Source organism: Flavobacterium sp. UMI-01, from assembly GCF_019656315.1.
Taxonomy (GTDB): Bacteria; Bacteroidota; Bacteroidia; order Flavobacteriales; family Flavobacteriaceae; genus Flavobacterium.
Genome location: NZ_BPLU01000069.1, coordinates 102,606 through 127,985 on the forward strand (window position 1 = coordinate 102,606; position 25,380 = coordinate 127,985).

Consider the following 25,380-nt stretch of genomic DNA (forward strand, 5'->3'; position numbering starts at 1 on the left):
TTTAACAGGTATTGTACCCGGTGAAAACTAGCTGGCAGTTTGCAGTAATAAGTCATCAGTAAACTGAGGACTAAAAACTGAGTACTGAATGCTAATTTTCGATTTCAATGAACGTTTAAAAAGAAAAAAGTAGTTATAAACTACTTTTTCTTTTTATGACGGTTAGCTCTCGCTCTTTTTTTACGTTTGTGAGTAGCTACCTTATGTCTTTTTCTTTTTTTACCACTTGGCATAATCGTTTAGATTTTATGATTAATAATATTATTTTGCTTCGTTATTTGTTTTTACTCCTTCTACAAAAACTTTTGCAGGTTTGAAAGCAGGAATGTTGTGTGCAGGGATTTTGATTGTAGTGTTCTTAGAAATATTTCTTCCTGTTTTCTCTGCTCTCGTTTTAACGATAAAGCTTCCAAAACCTCTTAAATAAACGTTATCACCAGTTTCTAAAGAATTTTTTACTTCTTCCATAAAAGTTTCAACTGTTGCTTGAACATCACCTTTTTCAAGTCCTAGTTTTTCTGAAATTTTCGCTACGATATCTGCTTTCGTCATTTTCTTTCCTATTTATTATTTTGTAATAATTTTTTTTGAGTGTGCAAATATAGGAATTTAAAAAACAATATATCAAGCTAATTCGTTAAATTTTAATCATATAAACTTTTACTTTTGTTGACAAATTTTTTACAATGACTTTTCATAACTCACTAATAGCATGGTATTTACAAAACAAGCGTGATTTACCATGGCGAAACACCACTAATCCATACCCAATTTGGCTCTCAGAAATCATGCTACAACAGACTCGAGTAGCGCAAGGAACACCCTATTTTTTATCTTTTGTTGAGGCTTTTCCAACTGTTTTTGACTTAGCCAATGCAAATGAAGAACAAGTACTAAAATTATGGCAGGGACTAGGGTACTATTCACGAGCTAGAAACCTACACCAAACCGCAAAACATATTGCTTTTGACCTTAACGGCCAATTTCCAAATAATTATAAAGCCCTTCTCAAACTAAAAGGTATTGGTGAATACACTGCAGCTGCTATTGCTTCGTTCTCATTTAACGAGGCTGTACCTGTTGTAGATGGGAATGTATTTAGAGTCTTAGCTCGATATTTTGACATTGAAAGCGACATCGCCTTGGCTACAACAAAAAAAGAATTCACTGCTTTAGCCTCTGAATTAATCCCTAAAAATAATCCTGCCTTATTTAACCAAGCCATAATGGAATTTGGCGCTCTTCAATGTGTTCCAAAAAATCCTGATTGCTCCCAATGCATTTTCCGCAATAGTTGCGCTGCTCTACAAAAAAAGAAAGTACACATACTCCCTATTAAATCCAAGAAACTCAAAGTAAAAAACCGTTTTTTCAACTATCTCGTTGCGCAAGACGAAGAAAAACAAACACTGATTCAAAAAAGAACACATAAAGGAATCTGGCACAACCTATATGAATTCCCTTTGATTGAAACTGAAAAAGAAGAAGGTTTTGACTATATGGCTAACAATATTAGAAATCATTTTTTTAAAGAAAACACCATTACCAATATTTTAGAATTCAATCCTAAAAGCATCATTCATAAATTATCGCACCAACATTTACATATTAAGTTTTGGGAAATAACTATTAAAGGAAAAATTGAAAAAGGAATCAACAAAGAAGATCTTAAAAAATATCCTTTCCCGATTGTGATTCATAATTTTATTGAAAAGGATTGAAAAGCGCACCAAAAAAATGTATCTTTGAGATAAATACCACAACTATAATATGAACGGAACCTTAAATAAAGTAATGTTAATAGGTCACCTTGGCGACGATGTCAAGATGCATTATTTTGATGGTGGAAATTGCATAGGCCGATTTTCTTTAGCCACTAATGAAGTGTACATCAATAAAACCACAAATGAAAAAATCACTTCAACAGAGTGGCATAATTTAGTAGTAAGAAATAAAGCCGCCGAAATTTGCGAGAAATATTTATCCAAAGGAGATAAAATATATGTTGAAGGACGCATCAAATCACGTCAATGGCAAACCGATGATGGCACTATAAAATACACTACTGAAATTCAAGTAACCGAATTCACTTTTTTATCTACAAAAAAAGACACCGAAAACAACAAACAGAATCCATCAACTGAATCGACAAAAAACACTAACTTTGACCCCAACAATAACGACTTACCAATAAATGATTTGCCGTTTTAAATGTTTAACTAATCTTTTATAATTTGGACCCAGAGCCCAGTTTGAATATAATACACACAATAGACACTGAACTATTGTTTGGCATCATCGGAATACTAGCATTGCTATTTTGTTCTGCAATAATTTCGGGTGCTGAAGTCGCCTTGTTTTCGCTCTCACAAAAAGACATAGATGAAAGCCTTCAAGAAAACAATTCGAAAGGTAAAATCATTACCGATTTATTAAACCGTCCCAAAAAATTACTTGCAACCTTACTAGTAGCTAACAACTTTATCAATATTGGGGTGGTTATCTTATTTTCTTTCATTGGTGGCAATTTATTTGCCAGCATCCACTCACCTATCATTAAGTTCTTACTTGAAGTAATTGTAGTCACCTTTTTATTATTGCTGTTTGGGGAAGTACTCCCAAAAGTTTATGCCAGTCGCAACAATATTAAATTTGCACAATTTATTGCCTTACCCATTTCTGTCCTTGACAATGTCCTGACACCAATAAGCGTCCCTATGCGATCCACAACCGTTTATTTACAACACAAATTAGGCAAACAAAAAACCAATTTCTCTGTAGATCAATTGTCGCAAGCTTTAGAATTAACTTCATCCGAAGATACCTCATCTGAGGAACAAAAAATATTAGAAGGAATTGTTACCTTTGGAAATACTGATACCAAACAAGTCATGAGCCCAAGAATCGATGTATTTGCGCTCGAAATTACCGAAACCTTCGAAGAAGTTTGCCCTAAATTAATCGAAAAAGGATATTCCAGAATTCCTGTTTATCGTGACAATATCGACCAAATAGAAGGTGTATTGTTTGTAAAAGACCTATTACCTCACATAAACAAAAAAGATTTCGATTGGACCACATTAATACGAGAACCTTTTTTTGTCCCCGAAAATAAAAAACTTGATGATTTACTCAAAGATTTTCAAAACATGAAAAATCACTTAGCCATCGTTGTGGACGAGTACGGAGGAACTTCAGGACTAGTATCACTTGAAGATGTTATTGAGGAAATCGTAGGCGATATTAGCGACGAATTTGACGACGAGGATGTGAATTTCTCACAATTAGACGATAAAAACTTTGTATTTGAAGGCAAAATCAATCTAAAAGACTTTTATCGAATTCTTGATGTAGATGAAGAACTTTTTGAATCTAAAAAAGGGGAAGCAGAGACACTAGCAGGCTTCCTGCTTGAAATTGTTGGGAATTTCCCCAAAAAAGGACAAAAAATCATTTATGAAAACTGCACTTTCAAAGTTGAGACAGTTGACAACAAACGCATCAAGCAAATCAAAGTTACAATTGACTAATTTTTATTAAAAAAAACAAATAGGATGTTTCATAAAAAAACAATTTCCTTTTTTCTATTCACTATTCCGTTGCTATTACTGAGCTGTAAAGACAACGTATTACCTAAACCTTCGAGTTATTTGAGATTAGATTATCCCGAAGCACGTTATGCAAATTTTGAAAACAATTGCCCTTTTAGTTTTGAAATTAACGAAAAAGCAACTATTAAGGCTGACAAAAATTGCGGATTCAGCATTACCTATCCCAAAATGAAAGCCACCATTTATCTCACTTACAAACCCATAAATAACAACATCAATAATCTTTTGCGTGACGCTCAAAAACTTACGTATGAACACGTGATCAAAGCGGATGACATCCTAGAACAACCTTATATTAACCCTGACAAAAAAGTATATGGTATGTTTTACCAAGTAAATGGAGATGCCGCTACCAACTCACAATTCTATGTAACAGATAGTACTCGACATTTCATTACTGGCTCAGTTTATTTTTATGCCAAACCTAATTTTGATTCCATTATGCCTGCAGCAAGTTATATTAAAAACGACATGCAACGCCTAATGGAAACATTAAAATGGAAATAAACTCCTTCAAGCATAAAAAAAACCATTAAGAAACTAATCCTTAATGGTTTATATTTTTCTGAATAAATAGTAATTACTTAAATTCAGACACCTTATAAGTAGCACCATCGCCTGTAGCCTGCACTACTTGAGTTAGAGATTCTTGATTTTGGATCGTTTTATCAAAAGTCACCACAGCCAATTTTTTATCAAAATCAACTTCAGCAGTCTGTACACCATCTAAATTGGATAATTCATCTTGTATCGTTTTAGCACAGCCTACAGCACAAGTCATTCCTTCAATTTTAAAACTCGCTGATTGTAAATTCTCAGCTACTATTTCTTTTTTAACTTTCAAAGAAGCAGTTTCTTCTTTGTGAGGAATAATTTTTTCAGCTTCGGCGTTATTTTGCTTACAGCTAGTTAAAACCAAACCAGCAAAAAACAGTAAAGCAATCGATTTTATGATTTTCATAATGCTATTGTTTAAAAAATATTTACAAAAATACTCATTTCGACACGGTTAATTCATAAAATAATTACAATTTTGGGTTAAAATACAAACCTATGGAGTCAAAACAAATCAAATGGAACTACCTAATTGTGCTAGCACTTATCTGGGGAAGTTCATTTATATTAATTAAACGTGGCTTAATAGGACTGAGCGCTATTCAAGTAGGCTCCTTACGAATAATTTTTGCTTCCTTATTCTTAATAAGTATTGGGTTTAAAAGTCTTTTCAAAATACCCATCAACAAATGGAAATACATAGGACTTACGGCAGTATGTGGTACATTTTTACCCGCTTATCTCTTTGCTATTTCACAAACCGAATTAGATAGTGCTGTAACGGCGATACTCAACTCATTAACTCCATTAAACACTTTACTAATTGGAGTAATAGCTTTTAGAGTAGGATTTCAAAAACGCCAACTTTGGGGTGTCATCATTGGATTGATAGGCAGCCTATTGCTCGTTTTTAATGGCGCCATAAACCACCCCGAACAAAATTATTACTATGCTATCTTAGTTATCTCTGCCTCGATTTGTTATGCCATCAATGTTAATTTGATAAAAAAATACCTAACAGACCTTAGCCCATTAAGCATTACCACAGGAAATTTTACCGTGTTGTTTATCCCTGCACTATACATACTTTTTTCCTCAGGATATACTGAAATCATTGCCATTGAAAAAGTACAAAAAGCCACGATTTACATTCTAATACTAGGGATTATTGGGACAGGAATTGCCAACATTCTCTTTTTTAAATTAATCCAGATTGCTTCCCCGGTGTTTGCGGCTTCAGTAACCTATCTCATTCCACTTGTTGCCTTCTTTTGGGGATTATTAGATCATGAATCCTTAACTGCTATTCAGTTCATTGGTGCATTTATTATTTTAATAGGAGTATATCTTTCTTCCAAAAAACAATAAAGCCAATAAAATTATTGGCTTTAAGTTATAAAAGATATTGATTTACTTCACATAAACAGGTTTTGATGTAGGATTTCCGTACTTATCATAATAATAAATTGGAATGTTTAATTTCTCTAAACCTGGCAACACTTCCTCGCCTTTTCCCACTATAACAATACGACTATTATCAATCAAAAAATAATTATTAGCTGCTTGAACAATATCTTCTGGCGTTACTGCTGTAATGGTTTTGATATAATTTTCATAAAAATCTTTAGGCAACTGTTCGATTTCAGTATTCAATGCGTAACGAGCTACAGACTGCGGTTTTTGTGCCTGCATTACAAACCTACCTATAAAACCTGCTTTTACAGCATTCAAGCGCTCTTCTGTCACCTTCTCAGTACGCATGCGTTTAATCTCCTTTACAATCTCGACAGTAGCACTGTCCGTAACGGCATTTCTTACAGCCGAATATGAACGTACTTTTGTAACATATTTTCCGGCTCCAATAGAACAATTGGCGCCGTAAGTCCATCCATGTTTCTCACGCAAATTCATATTCAAATAACTATTAAACTCACCTCCTAAAATTGTTGAAGCTAAAACTGCTGGAAAAAAATCTTTATGATTCATTTTTAACAGCATGGTATTTACCACTGATATTTCGGATTGAACTGCATTGGGAACATCAACAAAATTAATTTGCGTAGCTGTCACATTTTGAGGATTTGGATAAACCAACTTAGGGACAACACTTTTTTTCCAGGGACCAAAAAGCTTTTCTACCCATGGTTTAATTTGTGCAAATTTAACATCTCCAACAATAACTAAATAGGCATTTTCAGGACTAAAATAAGTTGCATACAAATCCTTAACATCCTTTAAAGTAACATTGTTCAATGTTTCAGGAGTAACAAATTCGCCTGAAGGATGATTCACCCCAAAAGCCAAAGCATCCACAACACGATTAGCGATGGCCGGAACACTTTTCTCCTCTGATTTTAAGCTTTCCAAGATTTTAGCTTTCTCTTTATCAAATTCTTCTTGAGTGAATTCAGGATACAAAGCCCCAAAAGACATTAACTCTAACACTCTAACTCCATAGCGAGACAAACTGTTAGCTCTAGCGCCATGAGATGTAAAACTGATAGAAGCCCCCATGAAATCGATTTCTTCATTCAAATCATCTTTGGAAATTTTAGAACTTCCATTACCTATGAGACTACTACACAAATCATCAACCCCTTTTTTATTTCCTTCAGCAAATGGCGGATTGTCAATGGTAAGATTAAAAGTAACTTTGGGCAATTTATGATTTTCTACTACCATAACTTTCAAACCATTTGGCAATTGAAAAGTTTGTGGTTTTTTTAAATGAACTACTGGAGGTGTTCCAGGTTTAGGCTGCGTTCTATCTTGTGCGTACATATTTCCTGCAACAATCAATAGGATTAATAATAATGTTTTTTTCATAATCAAGAAAACTAATTTTGATTCACTTCTTTCGCAGGAATATAATCCAAAATTAATCGTTGGTTTGGATTTAAATATTTCTGAGCGACTGTTCTAATTTCCTCTCGAGTTATCGAACGATAAATATCCTTTTCATTATTAATTAAATGAATATCTCCATAAAGCAAATAATAACGCGCCAAATTTTCAGCTATACCTTCAAGACTAGAGTTGTCATTTACATACTGATTTTCAAATTGATTCTGTAACTTCAAATAATCTTTTTCGGAAATCAATTCAGTTTGTATTTTAATAATTTCTTCATCAATTTCCTGTAATAAATCTTCAGCTGTAAAGCCTTGCATAGGTAATCCATAGACAATATACATTCCATAATCCTCTTGACTAAAACCTACAGCTCCTATTTGCAACGCTTTTTTCTTATCATCTACAATTTTCTTATACAACTTTGAACTTTTCCCATCACTTAAATAGGCTGAAATTAAATCCAACACCCTTGCATCCCTACTTTTCATTGATGGCGTACGATAAGAGGTGACCAACATTGGAATTTGAATATTTGGATCTTCATAAGTGGCTTTGATAGTTTTAGTTATTGGTTCTTCAACAAAAGTTTTCCTTTTGATAGGGGTTCCTGACGGGATTACGCCAAAATATTTCTGTATCCATTCTTTGGCTTGTTTTTTTTCGAAATCACCAGCAACAACTAAAACTGCATTATTAGGAATGTAAAATTTAGTATTAAAATCTTTAAAATCATCCAAAGTAGCCGAATTAAGGTGCTCCACCGATCCAATTGTTGTCCATCGATAAGGATGCTTTTCAAAAAGATTTTCTTTCACCTTAGCGATAATCATTCCGTAGGGTTGATTATCGTATCTAGTGTTTTTTTCTTCAATAATTACTTTTGTTTGGGTATCAACTCCCACCTGATTAATCACGGGATGCAACAATCTTTCCGACTCCATCCAAAGTCCTAATTCAAGGTTATTAGATGGAAAAACCTCGTAATAATAGGTTCTATCATCAGAAGTATTAGCATTATTCACACCTCCATTAGAAGAAACAATTTTAAACCACTCCCCTCTTCCAATGTTTTTAGTTCCTTCGAACAATAAATGCTCAAAAAAATGGGCAAAACCAGTTTTATTTGGATTTTCGTCTTTTGAACCTACATGATACATTACAGATGTAACTACTACAGGTGCATCATGATCCTGATGCAATACAACATGTAACCCATTATCAAGTGTATATTCTTCAAAAGCTATGGTTTGAGCCGAAGTGGTACCTCCAACCAAAAGGGCAGTACTTATTGCCATTAGATATTTTTTCATAAGGATTAATAAAAAACTGTATTTACAATACGCACAAAGAATCTTCAGTAGGTCAAAAATACTTTTTTTTATTTATCATCCACACAAAAACCTATTTTTTACTATAAAATCTTCACAACATACAACCACCTTAAAACACTATAAAACAAAGCATAAACTAAAAAAAATATTTTTTCAACAGAGTAATTGGATAGTAAAATTATAATTGTATATTTGCATCCTTAAAAATTTATAAATAAATCAGTATGTATGCAATCGTAGAGATAGCAGGGCAACAGTTCAAAGTAAGCAAAGACTTAAAGGTTTATGTTCACCGTTTGGCTAACGAAGAAGGTTCAAAAGTATCTTTTGACAAAGTTCTTTTATTAGATGACAACGGAAATGTAACTTTAGGCGCCCCAGCTATAGAAGGTGCTTCTGTAGAAGCTAAAGTGTTACAACACTTAAAAGGAGACAAAGTTATCGTTTTCAAAAAGAAAAGAAGAAAAGGATACAAAAAGAGAAACGGTCACAGACAATTTCTTACTCAAATTGTAATTGAAGGAATTACTGCAACAGGTGCTAAAAAAGCAACAGCTAAAAAAGCCGTAGCAGCAGAAGCAACTACTGAAGAAGCAGCTCCTAAAGCTAAGAAAGCTACAAAAGCTAAAAAAGAAGATACTCAAGAATAATAACAATATTAAAACTAATACGTCATGGCTCACAAGAAAGGTGTCGGTAGTTCCAAGAATGGTAGAGAATCAGAATCAAAACGTTTAGGTGTTAAGATTTATGGAGGACAAGCTGCTATCGCAGGGAACATCATCGTAAGACAAAGAGGTTCTAAACACAATCCAGGTGAAAACGTTTACATCAGTAAAGATCACACTCTACACGCTAAAGTAGATGGAATTGTGAAATTCCAAAAGAAAAGAGACAACAAATCATACGTTTCAATCCTTCCATTTGAAGTTGAAGCTTAATTAATTTTGTCTATAAACAAATTAAAACCACTCTTTTGAGTGGTTTTTTTTTGCTTTCCACCCAACCTATTATTTTTTTCAAACAAGACCAAACGCTAATCATAGTTCAAGAGCATTTTATTTTCACCCCCCAAACTTTTAACCATTAAAAAACAACGTTTACAAATCACCAAAACCACAAAACCCGTATTTTACGAGAGCAAAGTCCTAGAAATTACAATTTTTTGAATTTCAGAGGTACCTTCATAAATCTGTGTTATCTTAGCATCTCGCATCATCCGTTCCACATGATATTCCGATACATACCCATTTCCACCATGAATTTGAACAGCCTCAATAGTAACATCCATAGCTGTTTGTGAAGCAAACAACTTCGCCATCGCACCAGATTGAGTTATGTCTTGCCCCAAATCTTTTTCGGTCGCGGCCTTATAACATAACATTTTGGCCGCCATAATTTGAGTAGCCATATCTGTCAACTTGAAAGCAATTGCTTGATGTTTAAAAATTTCCTTCCCAAAAGCTTTTCGTTCTTGAGAATATTTCAAAGCCAGTTCATAAGCCCCAGTTGCAATCCCTAAGGCTTGAGCAGCAATTCCTATTCGACCTCCATTTAAAACCTCCATAGCAAATTGAAATCCAAAACCATCCGGTCCAATTCTATTTTCCTTTGGCACTTTCACATCATTAAATAATAACGAATGGGTATCCGAGCCACGAATTCCCATTTTTTTTTCTTTAGGACCAATATCAAAACCTGCCCAACCTTTTTCAACAATAAACGCATTAATCCCTTTGTGTCCTTTTTCGACATCTGTTTGCGCCATTACTAAATACGTAGAAGCCGAAGAACCATTCGTAATCCAATTTTTAGTTCCATTCAACAAATAATAATCCCCTTTATCGATAGCCGTTGTCTTTTGCGAGGTAGCATCGGAACCCGCTTCAGGTTCTGACAAACAAAATGCACCAAGAACCTCACCTTTAGCTAAAGGCACTAAATACTTTTGTTTTTGGTGTTCGCTACAATACTTTTCCATTCCAGCGCAAACCAACGAATTATTAACTGACATAATCACAGCAGTCGAAGCATCCACTTTAGCTAATTCGACTAAAGCCAATACATAGGACAAATTATCCAAACCCGCGCCCCCGTATTCTGGCGCCACTACCATTCCTAAAAAACCCAATTCAGCTAATTTCTTAACTTGTTCCGTTGGAAATTCCGAAAACTCATCTCTTGCGACCACTCCTGGTAATAATTCATTTTGAGCAAAATCTCTAGCAGCTTGTTGAATCATTAACTGCTCTTCTGATAAATTGAAATCCATACTTGACTATTTTTTTGTGGTTGCACGCTACTATCAAAATAAAATTAATGTTTCTTACTTAGAATTATTAATTTTACCTGTTAGAAAATTAGCCTATTTATTTGACTTTATCTAATTATAGAAAAAGTTTTTTTTAGGAGAAATCAAAAAAACTCTTGTATGAACAAACAAAAATACCACGTCATTGGAGTTATGTCTGGCACCTCATTGGATGGTGTGGACTTAGCTCAAATTCAGTTTACAATCCAAAATAACCAATGGAGTTTTAAAATCATTAAAAGCGAAACCATTCCTTATAATGGCTCTTGGGTTTCAATTCTTAAAAATGCTGTTACTTTTTCACACGACCAATTACAGGAATTAAACCGTGATTACACTTTATTACTTTCTACAATAATTAATGAATTTGTACAAAAACACCAGATTAAAGATTTAGACGCTATTTGTTCACATGGACACACAATTTTACACCAACCCCAAGATGCCTTTACATTACAAATCGGAAATTTACCCGAAATAGCCACCTTATTACAACAAACAGTGGTGTGCGATTTTAGAGTGCAAGATGTACAACTAGGAGGTCAAGGAGCACCATTGGTACCAATAGGAGATCAAATCCTTTTTTCGAACTATGATTATTGCATGAATCTAGGGGGATTTTCAAATGTATCTTTTGAAGAAAACGGAAGTCGTATTGCTTTTGATATTTCGCCTGTCAATACTATATTAAACTATTACGCTAACCAACACGGGTTAGCCTACGACAACAAAGGAACAATAGCCAGTTCAGGCACCATTCATCCTGATTTACTTAACCAACTTAACACCTTAGCCTTTTACCAACAAAAACAGCCCAAATCACTAGGATTTGAATTTGTCAAAGAAGAAGTTTTACCCATAATTGAAAGCTACAACATCCCCGTTAAAGACAAACTAGCCACTTTTGTAGAACATATCGCGATACAAACCGCTTTGGCCTTACCTACTCAAAAAGGTTCTCTTTTAGCAACTGGCGGCGGAGCTTATAATGAATTCTTAATTAAAAGAATCCAATCTCACATTCCTGAAATGCAAATTATTATTCCCGAAAGTCAAATTTTAGAATACAAAGAAGCTCTAATATTCGCCCTTTTAGGTGTTTTAAAGTTGCGAAACGAAATTAATGTTTTAAGCAGCGTTACAGGCGCAACCAAAGACCATAGTTCTGGCATAGTTTATGTGATGTAGAAAGGATATTTTTGAAAATTAAAAAATTAAATCTTTGAAGGCAGATTATAAAAAACGCACATTGATTTGTTTTGGAATTTAATCCACAACTTACAATTTTTATAATATCTTAGCGTTTCAATAAAAAAAGAAAAACACATGAGTTTATTGTTACAAGCAGACACTTTAGCTGTTACAGAAGAAAATTTAGCCGAAGCGGTTCCAGTTGAAAAAACCTTATCGATTATGGAATTACTAACTAGCGGAGGGCTTGCTGGTCAAATTATTATGACAGCTCTTTTTTTAATGTTTTTTGTAGCGCTCTATCTCTATTTTGAGCGATTGATGGCCATAAATGAAGCCTCCAAAATGGACAATAGTTTTATGGGGCAAATAAGAGATAATATCAGAAATGGCCGTATCGACAATGCAAAAATCGCTTGTGCTCATACGAAGTCACCAGTTGCACGTTTAATCGAAAAAGGAATCTCTAGAATAGGAAAACCTCTAGACGACATTAACACCGCAATCGAAAACGCGGGTAAACTCGAAATTTACAAACTCGAAAAAAACGTAAGCATCCTTGCAACCATCTCTGGAGCAGGCCCTATGACAGGATTTTTAGGAACTGTAGTTGGGATGATTCAAGCTTTCCATAAAATGGCAACTTCAGGAGGACAAATTGAAGTAGGCGCTTTATCCGAAGGAATTTATACCGCAATGACCACTACCGTAGTAGGACTTGTAGTAGGACTAATTGCATACATAGGCTACAACCATTTAGTAGTAAAGACCGATAAAATTGTCCACCAAATGGAGGCTAATGCAGTAGATTTCTTAGATTTATTAAATGACCCAGCTTAACTATGAACATCCGAGGACGAAATAAAGTAAGTGCTGAATTCAATATGTCATCAATGACAGATATTGTTTTCCTATTATTGATATTCTTTATGCTTACCTCCACAATGGTAACCACTAACGCATTAGATTTAGTACTCCCAAAAGCAAAAGGAAAAACAGACAGCAATAAAAATATTGCCGTGAGCATCAATAAAAAACTCGAATTTTTCATTGACAAAGAGCCCGTACAAGAAACCGAATTAGAAAGTAAATTATTAAGCCTTTTTACAGCCGACAATTCTAAAGCCATTATCCTAAGAGCCGAAGAAGGAGTCCCAATTGAAAAAGCCGTAAACGTATTAGACATTGCCAATAGAAACCAAATTAAAGTTGTTTTAGCCGTTAGACCCAAATAATTCTTTAATCGCTTAAACACATGATGCATACCCAATGAAATATTTAGAAACAGAAGAAGAAAAAAAATCATTTGCTATCACAACAGCTATTTTTGTGATACTCTTTATTTTGTTCTTTTATTTGGGCTTAACCTCTCTTGACCCGCCACCTGAAAATGGCATTGCTATCAATTTTGGCACTACTGAATTCGGTTCCGGAAAAATTCAACCTACTGAAGCCATTCAGTCAGCACCACAACCTACCGCAGCCAAACAAAGCGCCTCTAACAATGAAGAAATACTTTCGCAAGAGGTAGAAGAAGCCGTGGTAATGAAAACGGTTAAAAAGAAACAACCCACTAAACAAACTTCTGAAGAAGAAGTAAAACCAAAACCAAAAGAAAGTCCGAAACCATCCAAAAGCACCACTGATGCGCTATCAAGTCTTATCAACGGCCCTAAATCAGATGGTAAAGCCAAAGGCGGAGAAGGAAACGACACTAAACCAGGTGACAAAGGTAGTCTAAATGGCGACCCTTATGCCAACTCTTATTATGGCTCTGGTACAGGCGCCAGTGGAACAAGTGGTTGGGGGCTTAATGGTCGAACAATTAGCTCAAGAGGAAAAGAAGTTCAAAAATGCAACGAATCAGGAACTGTAGTAGTCCAAATTACCGTGAACCGAAATGGCAATGTTATCGCTGCCAAATACACCAAAGGAACAACTAACACCAATCCTTGCTTGATTGAACCAGCGTTAGCCACTGCAAGAAAATACAAATGGCTACCTGACAGTAACGCCCCCGAAACACAAATTGGATTCATTACCATCAATTTTAAACTTGGAGAATAATAGCCTGAAAGATTAGTTGGGCACGCTACCCCTTCAAAAGACTAAACAACACTCCTGCTTAGTCTTTTGAAGGGATGTCGAACTATCCGTTACAAGTCCTCGACAAATTCCGCTATCGCTGCCCTTGTCTGCGGACTTTCCACTACTATCTCTCACGGAAATTCTTCTTATTCAAAATTACAATAAAAAAGAAATTGTACTTTTGATTCAAAATCTTAACCCGATGAATTATCAAGAAACTACCCAATGGATGTTCAATCAACTCCCCATGTATCAAACTCAAGGAGCTACAGCTTATAAAGAAGATTTAAATAACACCCAAGAACTTATTCAACATCTTGACAACCCACACCAAAACTTAAAATGCATCCACATAGCTGGAACCAACGGAAAAGGATCTACCTCACACATGCTTGCTTCTATTTTACAAGAAGCGGGATATAGAGTAGGACTATATACTTCCCCACATCTTAAAGACTACCGCGAACGAATCAAAATAAACGGCCAAGAAATTAGCGAGGACTTCGTTTGTGAATTTATTACTAAAAACAAACCTTTTTTTGAGAGTCACGACATCAGTTTTTTTGAAATGAGTGTAGGTCTAGCTTTTGAATATTTTAACTCTCAAAAAGTTGATTTCGCCATAATCGAGGTTGGAATGGGAGGCAGACTCGATGCAACTAACATCATCACCCCTATCTTATCGGTCATTACCAATATTGGCTTAGACCATACCCAATTTTTAGGAAACACACTCGAAAAAATAGCACATGAAAAAGCTGGAATTATTAAACCCAAAATTCCCGTTGTCATTGGAGAATTCACACCCGAAACCAAAGCTGTTTTCATCCATAAAGCAAATGAATGTCATTCCCCTATCTATTTTGCATCACAAAACATAGAGACTGTTTATCCATCTGACTTATTAGGAGACTATCAAAAGCACAATATCAAAACAGTTTTACAAGCAATTAAAGTTCTTAACGATTCAAAATTATTAACCATCACCGACAATAATTGCAAAACGGGATTAATGAATACCATTAAAAACACAGGACTGTTAGGGCGATGGCACCAAATTGACGCCAATCCGAAAACAATTTGTGACACAGCACATAACAAAGAAGGCTTATCTATTGTAATTAATCAAATTCAAAAAGAACAATTCGAGACCCTTCACATCGTTTTTGGAGTTGTGAATGACAAAAATCTAGAGGCTATTTTACCATTACTTCCTAAAAATGCAAAATATTATTTTTCAAAACCAAATAATCCCAGAGGATTACCCGTTAACATTTTAGAACAAAAAGCAAATGAACACCAACTAAAAGGAAACTCATACCCTTCAATCACAGAGGCTTATCGTCACGCCAAGGAGAATGCCAAAGAAACTGATTTTATCTATATCGGAGGCAGCACTTTTGTAGTCGCTGAAATAATTTAATTTTTTTTAGTTTTGGTATTGCAAATTCAAAAAAGAGTTCTATATTTGCACTCGAAATCAGGAAATGATAGCACAACAAAATAGGGCGATTAGCTCAGCTGGTTCAGAGCACCTCGTTTACACCGAGGGGGTCGGGGGTTCGAACCCCTCATCGCCCACAAAAAACTCCAATAGCAATATTGGAGTTTTTTTTATCCTTATTTTTTCTTTTCCTCAATCCATTTCGACATGTACTTTGTACTTTTTAAAGTATGATAATGCAAAAGCTCACCCATAAAATTTGCTATTCGGTGAGCTGCTAAATTCTCCATTAAAAAAGTCATTCTTGCAGAAAACTCATTTTCAAATTGAGCGTATAAATAACGTTCTTTAAGAATTGTAACCCCATGTTGTTGTGCTTGTTGCCAACTTTGTTTATCTCGATACAATCGGACTGCGCACTCGCAAAAAGAAACAGCTTCATCGACAACACAACCATTCCATGATAAATCTCCACACATAGACTCAGCACCAATAGTGGTAGTTACACTTGGAGTACCACACAACATTGCTTCAAGCAATTTTCCTTTTATTCCAGCACCAAAACGCAACGGCGCTAGTACAACCCTTGCCTGTTGTACTACTTCATTAGCATTATTGGCCCGACCATGGATTAAAAAACCATCTTTAACCTGATGGAGCTGCAATACTTTTTGAGAAGGATAAGCACCATAAATATGTAAAACGGCTTCTGGCAATTGTTTTTTTATTAATGGCCAAATAGTTTCTTTTAAATACAAAACCGCATTCCAATTAGGTTCATGTAAAAAATTCCCAATAAAAACAAAGTCTTTACGGTTTTCATAAGAAGGCAATTTAATCAAATCAGGAAGCGCATTAGTAGCAAATAATAGTGGCAAATAATACAAAATAGCATTATCCACTTTAAAAACATCCACCAACAAATCCATTTCAACTTCTGAAACTAGTAATGACATATCGCAACGAAGGATACTGGCAATCTCACGTTTGGCAACTTCCTCAATCAACAAATCAGTGGTTTGAAAAACACTTTTCTTTTTAAAGGCTTTCTGCCTAGCTATACGCAAACAATGCAAGTCTTCGGTATCTAAAATACGTAAAGCATTTGGACAATTTTCTGCAACTCGCCATCCAAATTGCTCTTCAATCATAAAACGATCAAAAACCACAACTGATGGATTAAGTTCTTTAATAAACACATCAAAACTGGAGCAATTTAAGGCTATTCCTTTTCTCTCCACATCATACAAGTCCAGATTCACCATATACTCACTATCCTGAGCAGGACTGGCAAATAATACTTTAAATCCTTGATTTTGGAACAGTGAAATCAATTGCATCATCCTGCCACCCGCAGCCGAGGAATTGGGCTCTGGCCAGACAAAACCAATAATTAAAAGCGACTTCATATTTACTCGATTAAGAATACAAAATAATGCTATTTTAACGTCAATTCCTTAATTTGAACCAAATAATACATCATAAAAGGTTAAATTTGCATAAAACTACAGGAATATGCTAGGATTAAAATTAGCCACTGACCCACGATGGACTGCAATTGCAGCATCTAATATAGAAGAAATTTTAACAGACCATGCTTGGTGCGAACAAAAAGCTGCTTCAAACGCAATCAGCTTGATCACTCAGAATTCAGAAAAAGAAGAATTAGTAACAGAATTAATGCTTATCGCTAGAGAAGAATTAGAACATTTTCAAATGGTCTATGATTTAATAAAAGAAAGAGGACTCACTTTTGGTCGCGAACGCAAAGACAGTTACGTTAACGAACTTTTTAAATTCATGAAAAAAGACGGAAGTCGAAATGATGCTTTATGCGAACGATTGCTTTTTTCAGCAATGATTGAAGCACGAAGTTGCGAGCGTTTTAAAGTGCTTTCAGAAAACATTAAAGACCCTGAATTAGCCAAATTTTATCGAGATTTAATGATAAGTGAAGCAGGTCATTACACCACATTTTTAAAATTTGCCCGAAAATATGCTGACAATGTAAATGTAGATAAACGCTGGAATGAATGGATCGAATATGAAACTTCTATCATTGTAAATTACGGAAAAAACGAAACCATCCACGGATAAAAAAAGGCGAATAATTTCTATTCGCCTTTTTTTGATTTTATTTTTTCATAATGATAAATTCTGAACGTCGATTGACAGCATGTTCTTCCTCAGTACATACGTTACAATTTATCTTTAATTGAGATTCTCCAAAACCTTTTCCTGAAATCCTATCTGATGGGATACCTTTTGAAATTACGTATTGAACCGTAGATACTGCTCTTCGTTCTGAAAGATTTTCATTGTACTTATTAGACCCTCTTGAATCGGTATGTGATTTCACAGCTATAACTAAATTTTGATTTTTATTCATCAAATAAACCAACTTATCCAATTCAGCTGCACCTTCTCGAGTAATATTGTTTTTGTCAAACTCAAAATAAATAGGATTCAATGCAATTTCGTTATCTTTCACAATACTTTCTATAGGCTCTAAGTTAATTTTCACTATTGCCTTCGCATCCTTAAACTTATTCACTTGTACCGATTGATAAACAAACCCATCCTTATGTGCTTCAATCTTATAGTTTGTATTAGAATCAACATCATAAGAAACCTCTCCTGATGCATCAGTGTATTTTGTACTCAATACATTATTATACTCGTCTAGAATAACTACTTTGACCTCAGGTAAAAGATTTTTTGTTATCGAATTAGTTACAATTGTCAAAATTTGCGATGATTTTACAGGAACAGATTTATAAATATGATCATTTCCTGTACGATTGCTCGAAACAAAACCTATATTTTTTTCCTTATTAAATGTAAAAGCAAAATCATCCTTTTCAGAATTGACAGGCTTACCTATATTATGCGGCATTCCATTTTTGTCCAAATCAGCAGAAAAGACATCAAATCCCCCAAATCCAATCAATCCATTAGAAGCAAAATACAATTGTCTATCTTCGGAAATAAAAGGAAAACTTTCGTCTCCAACAGTATTAATTGTACTTCCTAAATTTTCAGGGTTACCATAAGAACCATCATCATTTACAGCAACTTTCCAAATATCAATTCCACCAATTGAACCTGGCATATTAGACGAAAAATATAAGGTTTTACCATCACTTGAAATCGAAGGATTACTTGTAGAATACTCTTTACTATTGAATGGCAACGGCGTGATATTGGTCCACTTACCGTTCACTTTAATTGCTTTAAATAAATTAACTTGGCCAATTTTTAATTTTTTAACTTTATCCTTTACAAATAAATTATCTTTAAAACTTTCACTCGAAAAGTAAATTGTATTTCCATCAGCAGTTATAGAAACAGGGCCTTCGTGGTATTTAGTATTTAAATCTCCCACTAAGGAAGGCGAACCAAACGAACCATCTTCATTATAATTAGATTGATAAATATCCAAAAAAGGCTCATTTTTCCAACCATAAACAGCATTGTTTTCGTTCCTTGAACTAGCAAAATACAAGGTATTCCCATACAATAAGGCTCCAAAATCTGATTTATCTTTAGAGTTTATTTCTAACTTCTCAATCTCAAACAACTTATTAATATCAATTAATTTCGGTAAATAATCAGGATTCTTCAAAAAAGCAACTGCCCTTTCATCCTTAGGATTCATTGTAGCAAAAACTTTCATTTGCTCATTAGACTCCTTATATTTTTGATTTGATTTAAGAATTTGAGCATATCTGTAATATGTCTCTGCATCTTGTTTCGACTGTATTGCTTTTGCATACCAATTTTCAGCCTCAATAGTATTATAGATATTATAATAAGAATCCCCTAGTCTTCTGCAAACATAACCGTCCGAAATTCCTTTTTGAGTCAAGAAAAGATACTCCTGAATAGCTTTTACATATTCATACCTGTCAAATAAATTATCGGCAGTCTTTGTATCTTTATTTTGTGCAGATACAGTAACAATCAATAGCACAAAAAACAATAATAAAGTATTTTTTTTCATTAAATAGCATTTTAACATTAGAAAAATCTAGGAGAACGAGATACCTTTTTAGCTGAGAATATATCATACAAAATAATAAACTCATGTGAAGACGGCGCAGTTGTTTTTAAATCCGATATAACATGATCGTAAGCATATCCAATTCGTAATTCTGGCGAAACTGAAAAATTCACCATTGCTCCAAAACTATCTTGCAATCGGTAAGTCGCTCCTATTTCAAACTTTTCGTTCCATAAAAAATTAGTTGAAAGATCAAGTGAAGGAGAAACATTAAATGCCGACTTCAACATAAAAAAGGGTTTGAATTTCAAATTTGAGTTTAAATCAAAAACATACCCGCCTGTAAAAAAGTAATGCAGCACGTCCGAACCATATTCTCTTCCATTGTAATCAAGATGAGCCGATTTGATCATATTAGGAATCGACAAACCTAAATAATATTTATCTGTATAATAAAATACTCCTGAACCAAAATTAAAAGTAACATCATTAATATCTTGCCCAAAAACCCCCTCTGAAGGATCAGGCAAAGTGGACTGTATAGACCGCAATCCTACTTTATGAAAAGTAGCACCAGTTTTCAACCCCAATGCCAAACGATGACTATCATTCAATTTTAAAGTATATGAAAAATCTCCATAAACATTTTGCTCCTCTATTGGACCAATTCTATCAGTTATAAACGAAAGTCCCAATCCTACATTTCTTCCTGCTTTTCCATGACCTGCAAAAGTAAATGAGGTAGGTGCATCTTCAATATTCATCCATTGCTTTCTATACAACATTCCCAAAGAAATAGACTCTTTTGAACCAGCATAAGCCGGATTCATAACATTCATATTATACATATATTGTGTATAATGAGGCGTCTGCTGTGCCTTAGTTTCGATATAGGTAATCAGAACTAATAAAGAAGTTAAAACTATTTTATTCATATCATTATTATTTTTTTGATTTGTCAATTCCTAATAAATTGACATAACTCTATTTAATTCTTCGTTATCTAATCAAATAAATCCAACCTGTTCTTGAAGTCCCATTATTAAATTCGATAACGTAATAATAAGTCGCACTTGGTAATTCTTCTCCTTTATTAGACTGTCCTTTCCACTGATCTTTATAATTATGCTGATCATATACTCGAATACCATATCTGTCAAATATCTGTATGTATTTAACATCCATAGCTCTTAAATCCAAGAAATCATTTGAACCATTACCATCAGGTGAGATCCCTTTTTGAATATTACAAAAAACAGACTCAATGATAATATTATTTATTGTCGAACATTGTGTAGTACTGGAACTAACCTTCAAAGTAAAAGTCAATGGATAACTTACTATTCCTATCATCGAATTCACAACATCACTTACATTCAATTCTGCAGAATTTGTCCCAACAATATTTCCTAAATTATCTCTCCATTCATAATTAACAGCATTGGGATCATACGAATTATTAAGTGCCGTCGCTGTTACAATATAGTCCTTATCCTCGCATTCATTTTTTGATTCAAATTGTATTTGTGGCGGAATCGGATTAATCAATACACTTACTGTTGAAGAACAAGCTCCTAATGTCGCTGTAACTGTATAGGAACCCGCTGGAGCTGTTACTGAATTGCCTGAAATAACAACTCCCGTTGAAGGACTTACAGCATAAGTATAAGCAACATTATAATTAGTAATTGTAAAACTTCCTGTAGCTACCGAACATGTCGGTTGTACCACTGCGCTAATAGTAGGTACCGGTGGCGTCACTGGTTGTGCATTGATGGTTTTACTTGATGAAGGTATTGAAACACAAGTGCCTAATGTCGCTGTAAGGGTGTAATTACCTGCTGGAGCTGTTACAGTATTCCCACTAATTATTACTCCTGCAGAAGGACTTGCCGTATATGTATAAGAAGCATTGTAATTTGTAATCGTAAAACTTCCTGTAGCTACCGTACAAGTAGGTTGTGTTACAGCAGCACTCAATGTGGGGGCTGGGGGTGTTACCGGTTGTGCATTGACCGTAACATTTGTCGAAGAAGAACAAGCCCCTAATGTTGCTGTAAATGTATAAGAACCCGCGGGTGCTGTTACTGAATTACCTGAAATAACAACTCCCGTTGAAGGACTTACTGTATAAGTATAAGCAACATTATAATTCGTAATTGTAAAACTTCCAGTCGCTACCGAACATGTTGGTTGTACCACTGCGCTAATAGTAGGTACCGGTGGCGTCACTGGTTGTGCATTGATGGTTTTACTTGATGAAGGTATTGAAACACAAGTGCCTAATGTCGCTGTAAGGGTGTAATTACCTGCTGGAGCTGTTACAGTATTCCCACTAATTGTTACTCCTGCAGAAGGACTTGCCGTATATGTATAAGAAGCATTGTAATTTGTAATCGTAAAACTTCCTGTAGCTACCGTACAAGTAGGTTGTGTTACAGCAGCACTCAATGTGGGGGCTGGGGGTGTTACCGGTTGTGCATTGACCGTAACATTTGTCGAAGAAGAACAAGCCCCTAATGTTGCTGTAACTGTATAAGAACCCGCGGGTGCTGTTACTGAATTACCTGAAATAACAACTCCCGTTGAAGGACTTACAGCATAAGTATAAGCAACATTATAATTCGTAATTGTAAAACTTCCTGTCGCTATCGAACATGTTGGTTGTACCACTGCACTGATAGTAGGAACCGGTGGCGTCACTGGTTGTGCATTGATGGTTTTACTTGATGAAGGTGTTGAAACACAAGTACCTAATGTCGCTGTAAGGGTGTAATTACCTGCTGGAGCTGTTACAGTATTCCCACTAATTGTTACTCCTGCAGAAGGACTTGCCGTATATGTATAAGAAGCATTGTAATTTGTAATCGTAAAACTTCCTGTAGCTACCGCACAAGTAGGTTGTGTTACAGCAGCACTCAATGTAGGGGCTGGGGGTGTTACCGGTTGTGCATTGACCGTAACATTTGTCGAAGAAGAACAAGCCCCTAATGTCGTTGTAACTGTATAAGAACCCGCTGGTGCTGTTACTGAATTACCTGAAATAACAACTCCCGTTGAAGGACTTACTGTATAAGTATATGAAGCATTGTAATTCATAATTGTAAAACTTCCTGTAGCAACCGAACATGTTGGTTGTACCACTGCGCTAATAGTAGGAACCGGTGGTATCACTGGTTGTGCATTGATGGTTCTACTTGACGAAGGCATTGAAACACAAGTACCTAATGTCGCTGTAAGGGTGTAATTACCTGCTGGAGCTGTTACGGTATTCCCACTAATTATTACTCCTGCAGAAGGACTTGCCGTATATGTATAAGAAGCATTGTAATTTGTAATCGTAAAACTTCCTGTCGCTACCGTACAAGTAGGTTGTGTTACAGCAGCACTCAATGTAGGGGCTGGAGGTGTTACCGGTTGTGCATTGACCGTAACATTTGTCGAAGAAGAACAAGCTCCTGATGTCGCTGTAATCGTATAGGAACCCGCGGGTGCTGTTACTGAATTACCTGAAATAACAACTCCCGTTGAAGGACTTACTGTATAAGTATATGAAGCATTGTAATTCATAATTGTAAAACTTCCTGTAGCAACCGAACATGTTGGTTGTACCACTGCGCTAATAGTAGGAACCGGTGGCGTCACTGGTTGTGCATTGATGGTTTTACTTGATGAAGGTGTTGAAACACAAGCACCTAATGCCGCTGTAAGGGTGTAATTACCTGCTGGAGCTGTTACAGTATTCCCACTAATTGTTACTCCTGCAGAAGGACTTGCCGTATATGTATAAGAAGCATTGTAATTTGTAATCGTAAAACTTCCTGTCGCTACCGTACAAGTAGGTTGTGTTACAGCAGCACTCAATGTAGGGGCTGGAGGTGTTACCGGTTGTGCATTGACCGTAACATTTGTCGAAGAAGAACAAGCTCCTGATGTCGCTGTAATCGTATAGGAACCCGCGGGTGCTGTTACTGAATTACCTGAAATAACAACTCCCGTTGAAGGACTTACTGTATAAGTATATGAAGCATTGTAATTCATAATTGTAAAACTTCCTGTAGCAACCGAACATGTCGGTTGTACCACTGTGCTAATAGTAGGTATTGGGATGGGATTTTGAAAATTTACAGTTATATCAGCAGTCGAAGAAGCACATATACTATTTGAAATCGTCCAAGTAAAAACATAGGTACCAGCGACATTGACTGTTGCTGTAGATGAACCGCTAGTATCATTACTAAAAACAACTGCTCCTGGACCTGATTTTAAACTCCATTTACCATTACCCACTACAGGAGTATTTCCACCTAAAGCAGTACTCGTTAAGCCACAAATATTTTGATTAGTTCCCACTGTCGCAACTGTTGGCTTTTCTGCTATATTTATCGTCATTGACGTCTCTCTATAACAAGGCTTCAAAGCATCTGAAGAGACAACAACTGGATTTGGATTTTCAAAATTATAATCTACTGCAACATTACCATAATCTACAATATTAGTTCTTTCAGGACTCAAAAAAGAATTAGTAACATTATAATTTAATTCGCTATCATCTTGCATTGTAAAACCGAAAAATTTGATATCACCTACCGTATATCCAAGCGCAGATTTTAAAACCCCCACTTCAAACCCTAAGTCAAAATCAGCTACTCCACTGTTTGTTGTATTTACCCCCATAAACGAGGATGGAGTACCCATTGCAGCAATACCTAAATTGATTTTTGTTGATGTACCCGTTTTTAATTCAATTAAGTCTGCAAAATAATTTAAACCACCATCATTTGACGAAATAGCCAAACAATAGTCTGCAAAAAAATAAGAATCAAAAGTACTAGGACTATTATTAAAATAATTAAATCCTTTAACCATTTGAGAACTTATAGCTTCATCACCATAGTTAGCAATATTAAAGCCCCCGGGTTTCGTATCTAAAAACAATAATAAACTTCTATTATTATTTAACTTTCCAGCCAATCCAAAAATAATTTTATCTTCAGTAGAACTTATTTTAATGGAATTAACATACCCATCTGTTGCATTTGGGGACAAAGTTGCCGAAAGAAAATTATCCTCAACAACACCTGTACCCCAAGCTGTCTCTGTCATTTGCCCATCATATGCAACATCATATCGAGAACGCACTTTAACTGTTTGTCCATTTATCAAAGTATTGGTCGAATAGGTATTAATCGAAGACATTGGCTGTACAACGACTCCATCAACAGAAAACTCAAATAAGTCACCACCACCTGTAGCCGTAAAAGTAACCATTGTTCCCTGACAAATAGGGCTAGAAGAGGGAGAAACAGCAAGATTAATAGGAGGAGGATTAGTATAAACAGAAGCTACAACTGGAACTCTAATACTAAAATCAGTACCTGAACGGGTTTGAACATAAAAAGTCGTTGTCTTACTTATTATAGGAGCATAAATTGAACCTGTATGCAATAAAGTCGAAGAATTTTGACTTGCATACCATTCTAATACATCACCACTTCCACCTGAAGCATTTACAAAAACTTGAACAGTTGCCTGTGATGCATCCTTACAAGCACTACCAGCGGTAGTTAACGGAGGTGGAATTATAGCTTTAGTCCCTGTCGTTTTAGCCGTTATATTTTTTCTTTTTACCGTATCAGTAACATTATTCTGCAAAGTTAATTCCTTATTTAAGAATAACGAATCAAAAGAATGGTCAAAAAATTTATTGGCTGCTATTCGCTCAGTGACCAATAAACATAACAAGACAACAATGAGTATTTTTTTTTTCATAAAAAAATTTATTTTAATAAAAAGAAAACGTTATCATAAAAGTAAACCATTCAGTTTATTAAAAAATTTATTTTTTAACAAAATTTTATATAAAATATTAACAACCCAATGTTAACAACATACTCACAAGGGATCAGGAACAAAACTTGGGGAGGATTTAATAAAAATATAGATATTTGCTAAAAACAAATTAGCGTGGAATCCTATCTGGAATTATTAAA

At 35.0% G+C, this 25,380-nt stretch carries 22 protein-coding genes and 1 tRNA gene; 14 read left to right on the top strand and 9 right to left on the bottom strand.

The window, feature by feature from the left end; translation table 11 throughout:
• Nucleotides 1-261: 261 nt before the first annotated feature.
• Nucleotides 262-552, bottom strand: coding sequence for an HU family DNA-binding protein (locus tag K5R64_RS16190; protein ID WP_108739332.1), 291 nt, complete (start codon nt 550-552; stop codon nt 262-264).
• 134 nt (nt 553-686) lie between these two features.
• Here K5R64_RS16190 and mutY point away from each other — a divergent pair, with 134 nt between their 5' ends.
• From mutY to gldD, 4 genes are read left to right on the top strand one after another with little or no spacing between them, the layout of a single operon-like run.
• Entirely contained in the window at nt 687-1,721 is a 1,035-nt protein-coding gene (gene mutY, locus K5R64_RS16195; RefSeq protein WP_220764922.1) for an A/G-specific adenine glycosylase, read from the top strand.
• 49 nt (nt 1,722-1,770) lie between these two features.
• Complete coding sequence (locus tag K5R64_RS16200; protein WP_220764924.1) at nt 1,771-2,211, top strand: single-stranded DNA-binding protein; 441 nt, start codon at nt 1,771-1,773, stop codon at nt 2,209-2,211.
• 23 nt (nt 2,212-2,234) lie between these two features.
• A complete protein-coding gene (locus K5R64_RS16205; protein WP_220764926.1) occupies nt 2,235-3,530 on the top strand; it encodes a gliding motility-associated protein GldE in 1,296 nt (431 codons plus the stop codon).
• Nucleotides 3,531-3,554: 24 nt separating this feature from the next.
• Nucleotides 3,555-4,118, top strand: coding sequence for a gliding motility lipoprotein GldD (gene gldD, locus K5R64_RS16210; RefSeq protein ID WP_220764927.1), 564 nt, complete (start codon nt 3,555-3,557; stop codon nt 4,116-4,118).
• Nucleotides 4,119-4,191: 73 nt separating this feature from the next.
• On the opposite strand, the gene K5R64_RS16215 is transcribed toward gldD, so the two are convergent.
• Complete coding sequence (locus K5R64_RS16215; protein ID WP_220764928.1) at nt 4,192-4,572, bottom strand: heavy-metal-associated domain-containing protein; 381 nt, start codon at nt 4,570-4,572, stop codon at nt 4,192-4,194.
• 92 nt (nt 4,573-4,664) lie between these two features.
• Here K5R64_RS16215 and K5R64_RS16220 point away from each other — a divergent pair, with 92 nt between their 5' ends.
• Nucleotides 4,665-5,534, top strand: a complete 870-nt coding sequence (locus K5R64_RS16220) for a DMT family transporter (protein ID WP_220764929.1) — start codon at nt 4,665-4,667, stop codon at nt 5,532-5,534.
• A 42-nt stretch (nt 5,535-5,576) separates the two neighbouring features.
• On the opposite strand, the gene K5R64_RS16225 is transcribed toward K5R64_RS16220, so the two are convergent.
• Both K5R64_RS16225 and K5R64_RS16230 read right to left on the bottom strand, forming a co-directional pair.
• On the bottom strand, nt 5,577-6,992 hold the full coding sequence (locus tag K5R64_RS16225; RefSeq protein WP_255580408.1) for a pitrilysin family protein: 1,416 nt from the start codon (nt 6,990-6,992) through the stop codon (nt 5,577-5,579).
• A gap of 11 nt (nt 6,993-7,003) precedes the next feature.
• Complete coding sequence (locus tag K5R64_RS16230; protein WP_220764930.1) at nt 7,004-8,329, bottom strand: pitrilysin family protein; 1,326 nt, start codon at nt 8,327-8,329, stop codon at nt 7,004-7,006.
• A gap of 245 nt (nt 8,330-8,574) precedes the next feature.
• Between K5R64_RS16230 and rplU the strand changes: the two genes are divergently transcribed.
• Together rplU and rpmA are read left to right on the top strand one after the other, a co-directional pair.
• A complete protein-coding gene (rplU, locus tag K5R64_RS16235; RefSeq protein ID WP_220764931.1) occupies nt 8,575-9,000 on the top strand; it encodes a 50S ribosomal protein L21 in 426 nt (141 codons plus the stop codon).
• 24 nt (nt 9,001-9,024) lie between these two features.
• Nucleotides 9,025-9,291, top strand: coding sequence for a 50S ribosomal protein L27 (gene rpmA / locus K5R64_RS16240; RefSeq protein WP_035656880.1), 267 nt, complete (start codon nt 9,025-9,027; stop codon nt 9,289-9,291).
• A 191-nt stretch (nt 9,292-9,482) separates the two neighbouring features.
• Here the strand turns inward: rpmA and K5R64_RS16245 are convergent, their stop codons facing one another.
• Nucleotides 9,483-10,622: an acyl-CoA dehydrogenase family protein gene (locus tag K5R64_RS16245; RefSeq protein ID WP_220764932.1), complete on the bottom strand. Its 1,140-nt coding sequence runs from the start codon at nt 10,620-10,622 to the stop codon at nt 9,483-9,485.
• 159 nt (nt 10,623-10,781) lie between these two features.
• On the opposite strand from K5R64_RS16245, the gene K5R64_RS16250 reads away from it, so the two are divergent.
• The 6 genes from K5R64_RS16250 (at nt 10,782) to K5R64_RS16275 (ending at nt 15,521) form a co-directional block, all read left to right on the top strand.
• The gene (locus tag K5R64_RS16250; protein WP_220764934.1) at nt 10,782-11,849 is read left to right on the top strand and encodes an anhydro-N-acetylmuramic acid kinase; all 1,068 of its coding nucleotides are present in this window, start codon (nt 10,782-10,784) and stop codon (nt 11,847-11,849) included.
• Between the two features lie 138 nt (nt 11,850-11,987).
• Nucleotides 11,988-12,692 carry a MotA/TolQ/ExbB proton channel family protein gene (locus tag K5R64_RS16255; protein ID WP_220764936.1) on the top strand — a complete coding sequence of 235 codons (705 nt, stop codon included), beginning with the start codon at nt 11,988-11,990 and terminating at the stop codon, nt 12,690-12,692.
• A gap of 2 nt (nt 12,693-12,694) precedes the next feature.
• On the top strand, nt 12,695-13,087 hold the full coding sequence (locus K5R64_RS16260) for a biopolymer transporter ExbD (RefSeq protein WP_220764937.1): 393 nt from the start codon (nt 12,695-12,697) through the stop codon (nt 13,085-13,087).
• A 34-nt stretch (nt 13,088-13,121) separates the two neighbouring features.
• Nucleotides 13,122-13,919 (top strand): energy transducer TonB, encoded by a 798-nt coding sequence (locus K5R64_RS16265; protein WP_220764938.1) that lies wholly within the window; start codon nt 13,122-13,124, stop codon nt 13,917-13,919.
• A gap of 223 nt (nt 13,920-14,142) precedes the next feature.
• Nucleotides 14,143-15,363: a folylpolyglutamate synthase/dihydrofolate synthase family protein gene (locus K5R64_RS16270; RefSeq protein WP_220764939.1), complete on the top strand. Its 1,221-nt coding sequence runs from the start codon at nt 14,143-14,145 to the stop codon at nt 15,361-15,363.
• 83 nt (nt 15,364-15,446) lie between these two features.
• Nucleotides 15,447-15,521, top strand: a tRNA-Val gene (locus K5R64_RS16275).
• A 39-nt stretch (nt 15,522-15,560) separates the two neighbouring features.
• On the opposite strand, the gene K5R64_RS16280 is transcribed toward K5R64_RS16275, so the two are convergent.
• Nucleotides 15,561-16,793 (bottom strand): glycosyltransferase, encoded by a 1,233-nt coding sequence (locus tag K5R64_RS16280; protein ID WP_220764940.1) that lies wholly within the window; start codon nt 16,791-16,793, stop codon nt 15,561-15,563.
• Between the two features lie 106 nt (nt 16,794-16,899).
• Here K5R64_RS16280 and K5R64_RS16285 point away from each other — a divergent pair, with 106 nt between their 5' ends.
• Nucleotides 16,900-17,481, top strand: a complete 582-nt coding sequence (locus K5R64_RS16285; protein WP_220764941.1) for a tRNA-(ms[2]io[6]A)-hydroxylase — start codon at nt 16,900-16,902, stop codon at nt 17,479-17,481.
• Nucleotides 17,482-17,518: 37 nt separating this feature from the next.
• On the opposite strand, the gene K5R64_RS16290 is transcribed toward K5R64_RS16285, so the two are convergent.
• From K5R64_RS16290 to K5R64_RS16300, 3 genes are all read right to left on the bottom strand, one after another.
• On the bottom strand, nt 17,519-19,387 hold the full coding sequence (locus K5R64_RS16290) for an OmpA family protein (RefSeq protein WP_220764943.1): 1,869 nt from the start codon (nt 19,385-19,387) through the stop codon (nt 17,519-17,521).
• A 17-nt stretch (nt 19,388-19,404) separates the two neighbouring features.
• The gene (locus K5R64_RS16295; RefSeq protein ID WP_220764944.1) at nt 19,405-20,322 is read right to left on the bottom strand and encodes a type IX secretion system membrane protein PorP/SprF; all 918 of its coding nucleotides are present in this window, start codon (nt 20,320-20,322) and stop codon (nt 19,405-19,407) included.
• A 64-nt stretch (nt 20,323-20,386) separates the two neighbouring features.
• Nucleotides 20,387-25,159, bottom strand: coding sequence for a gliding motility-associated C-terminal domain-containing protein (locus tag K5R64_RS16300; protein WP_220764945.1), 4,773 nt, complete (start codon nt 25,157-25,159; stop codon nt 20,387-20,389).
• Between the last annotated feature and the right edge of the window lie 221 nt (nt 25,160-25,380).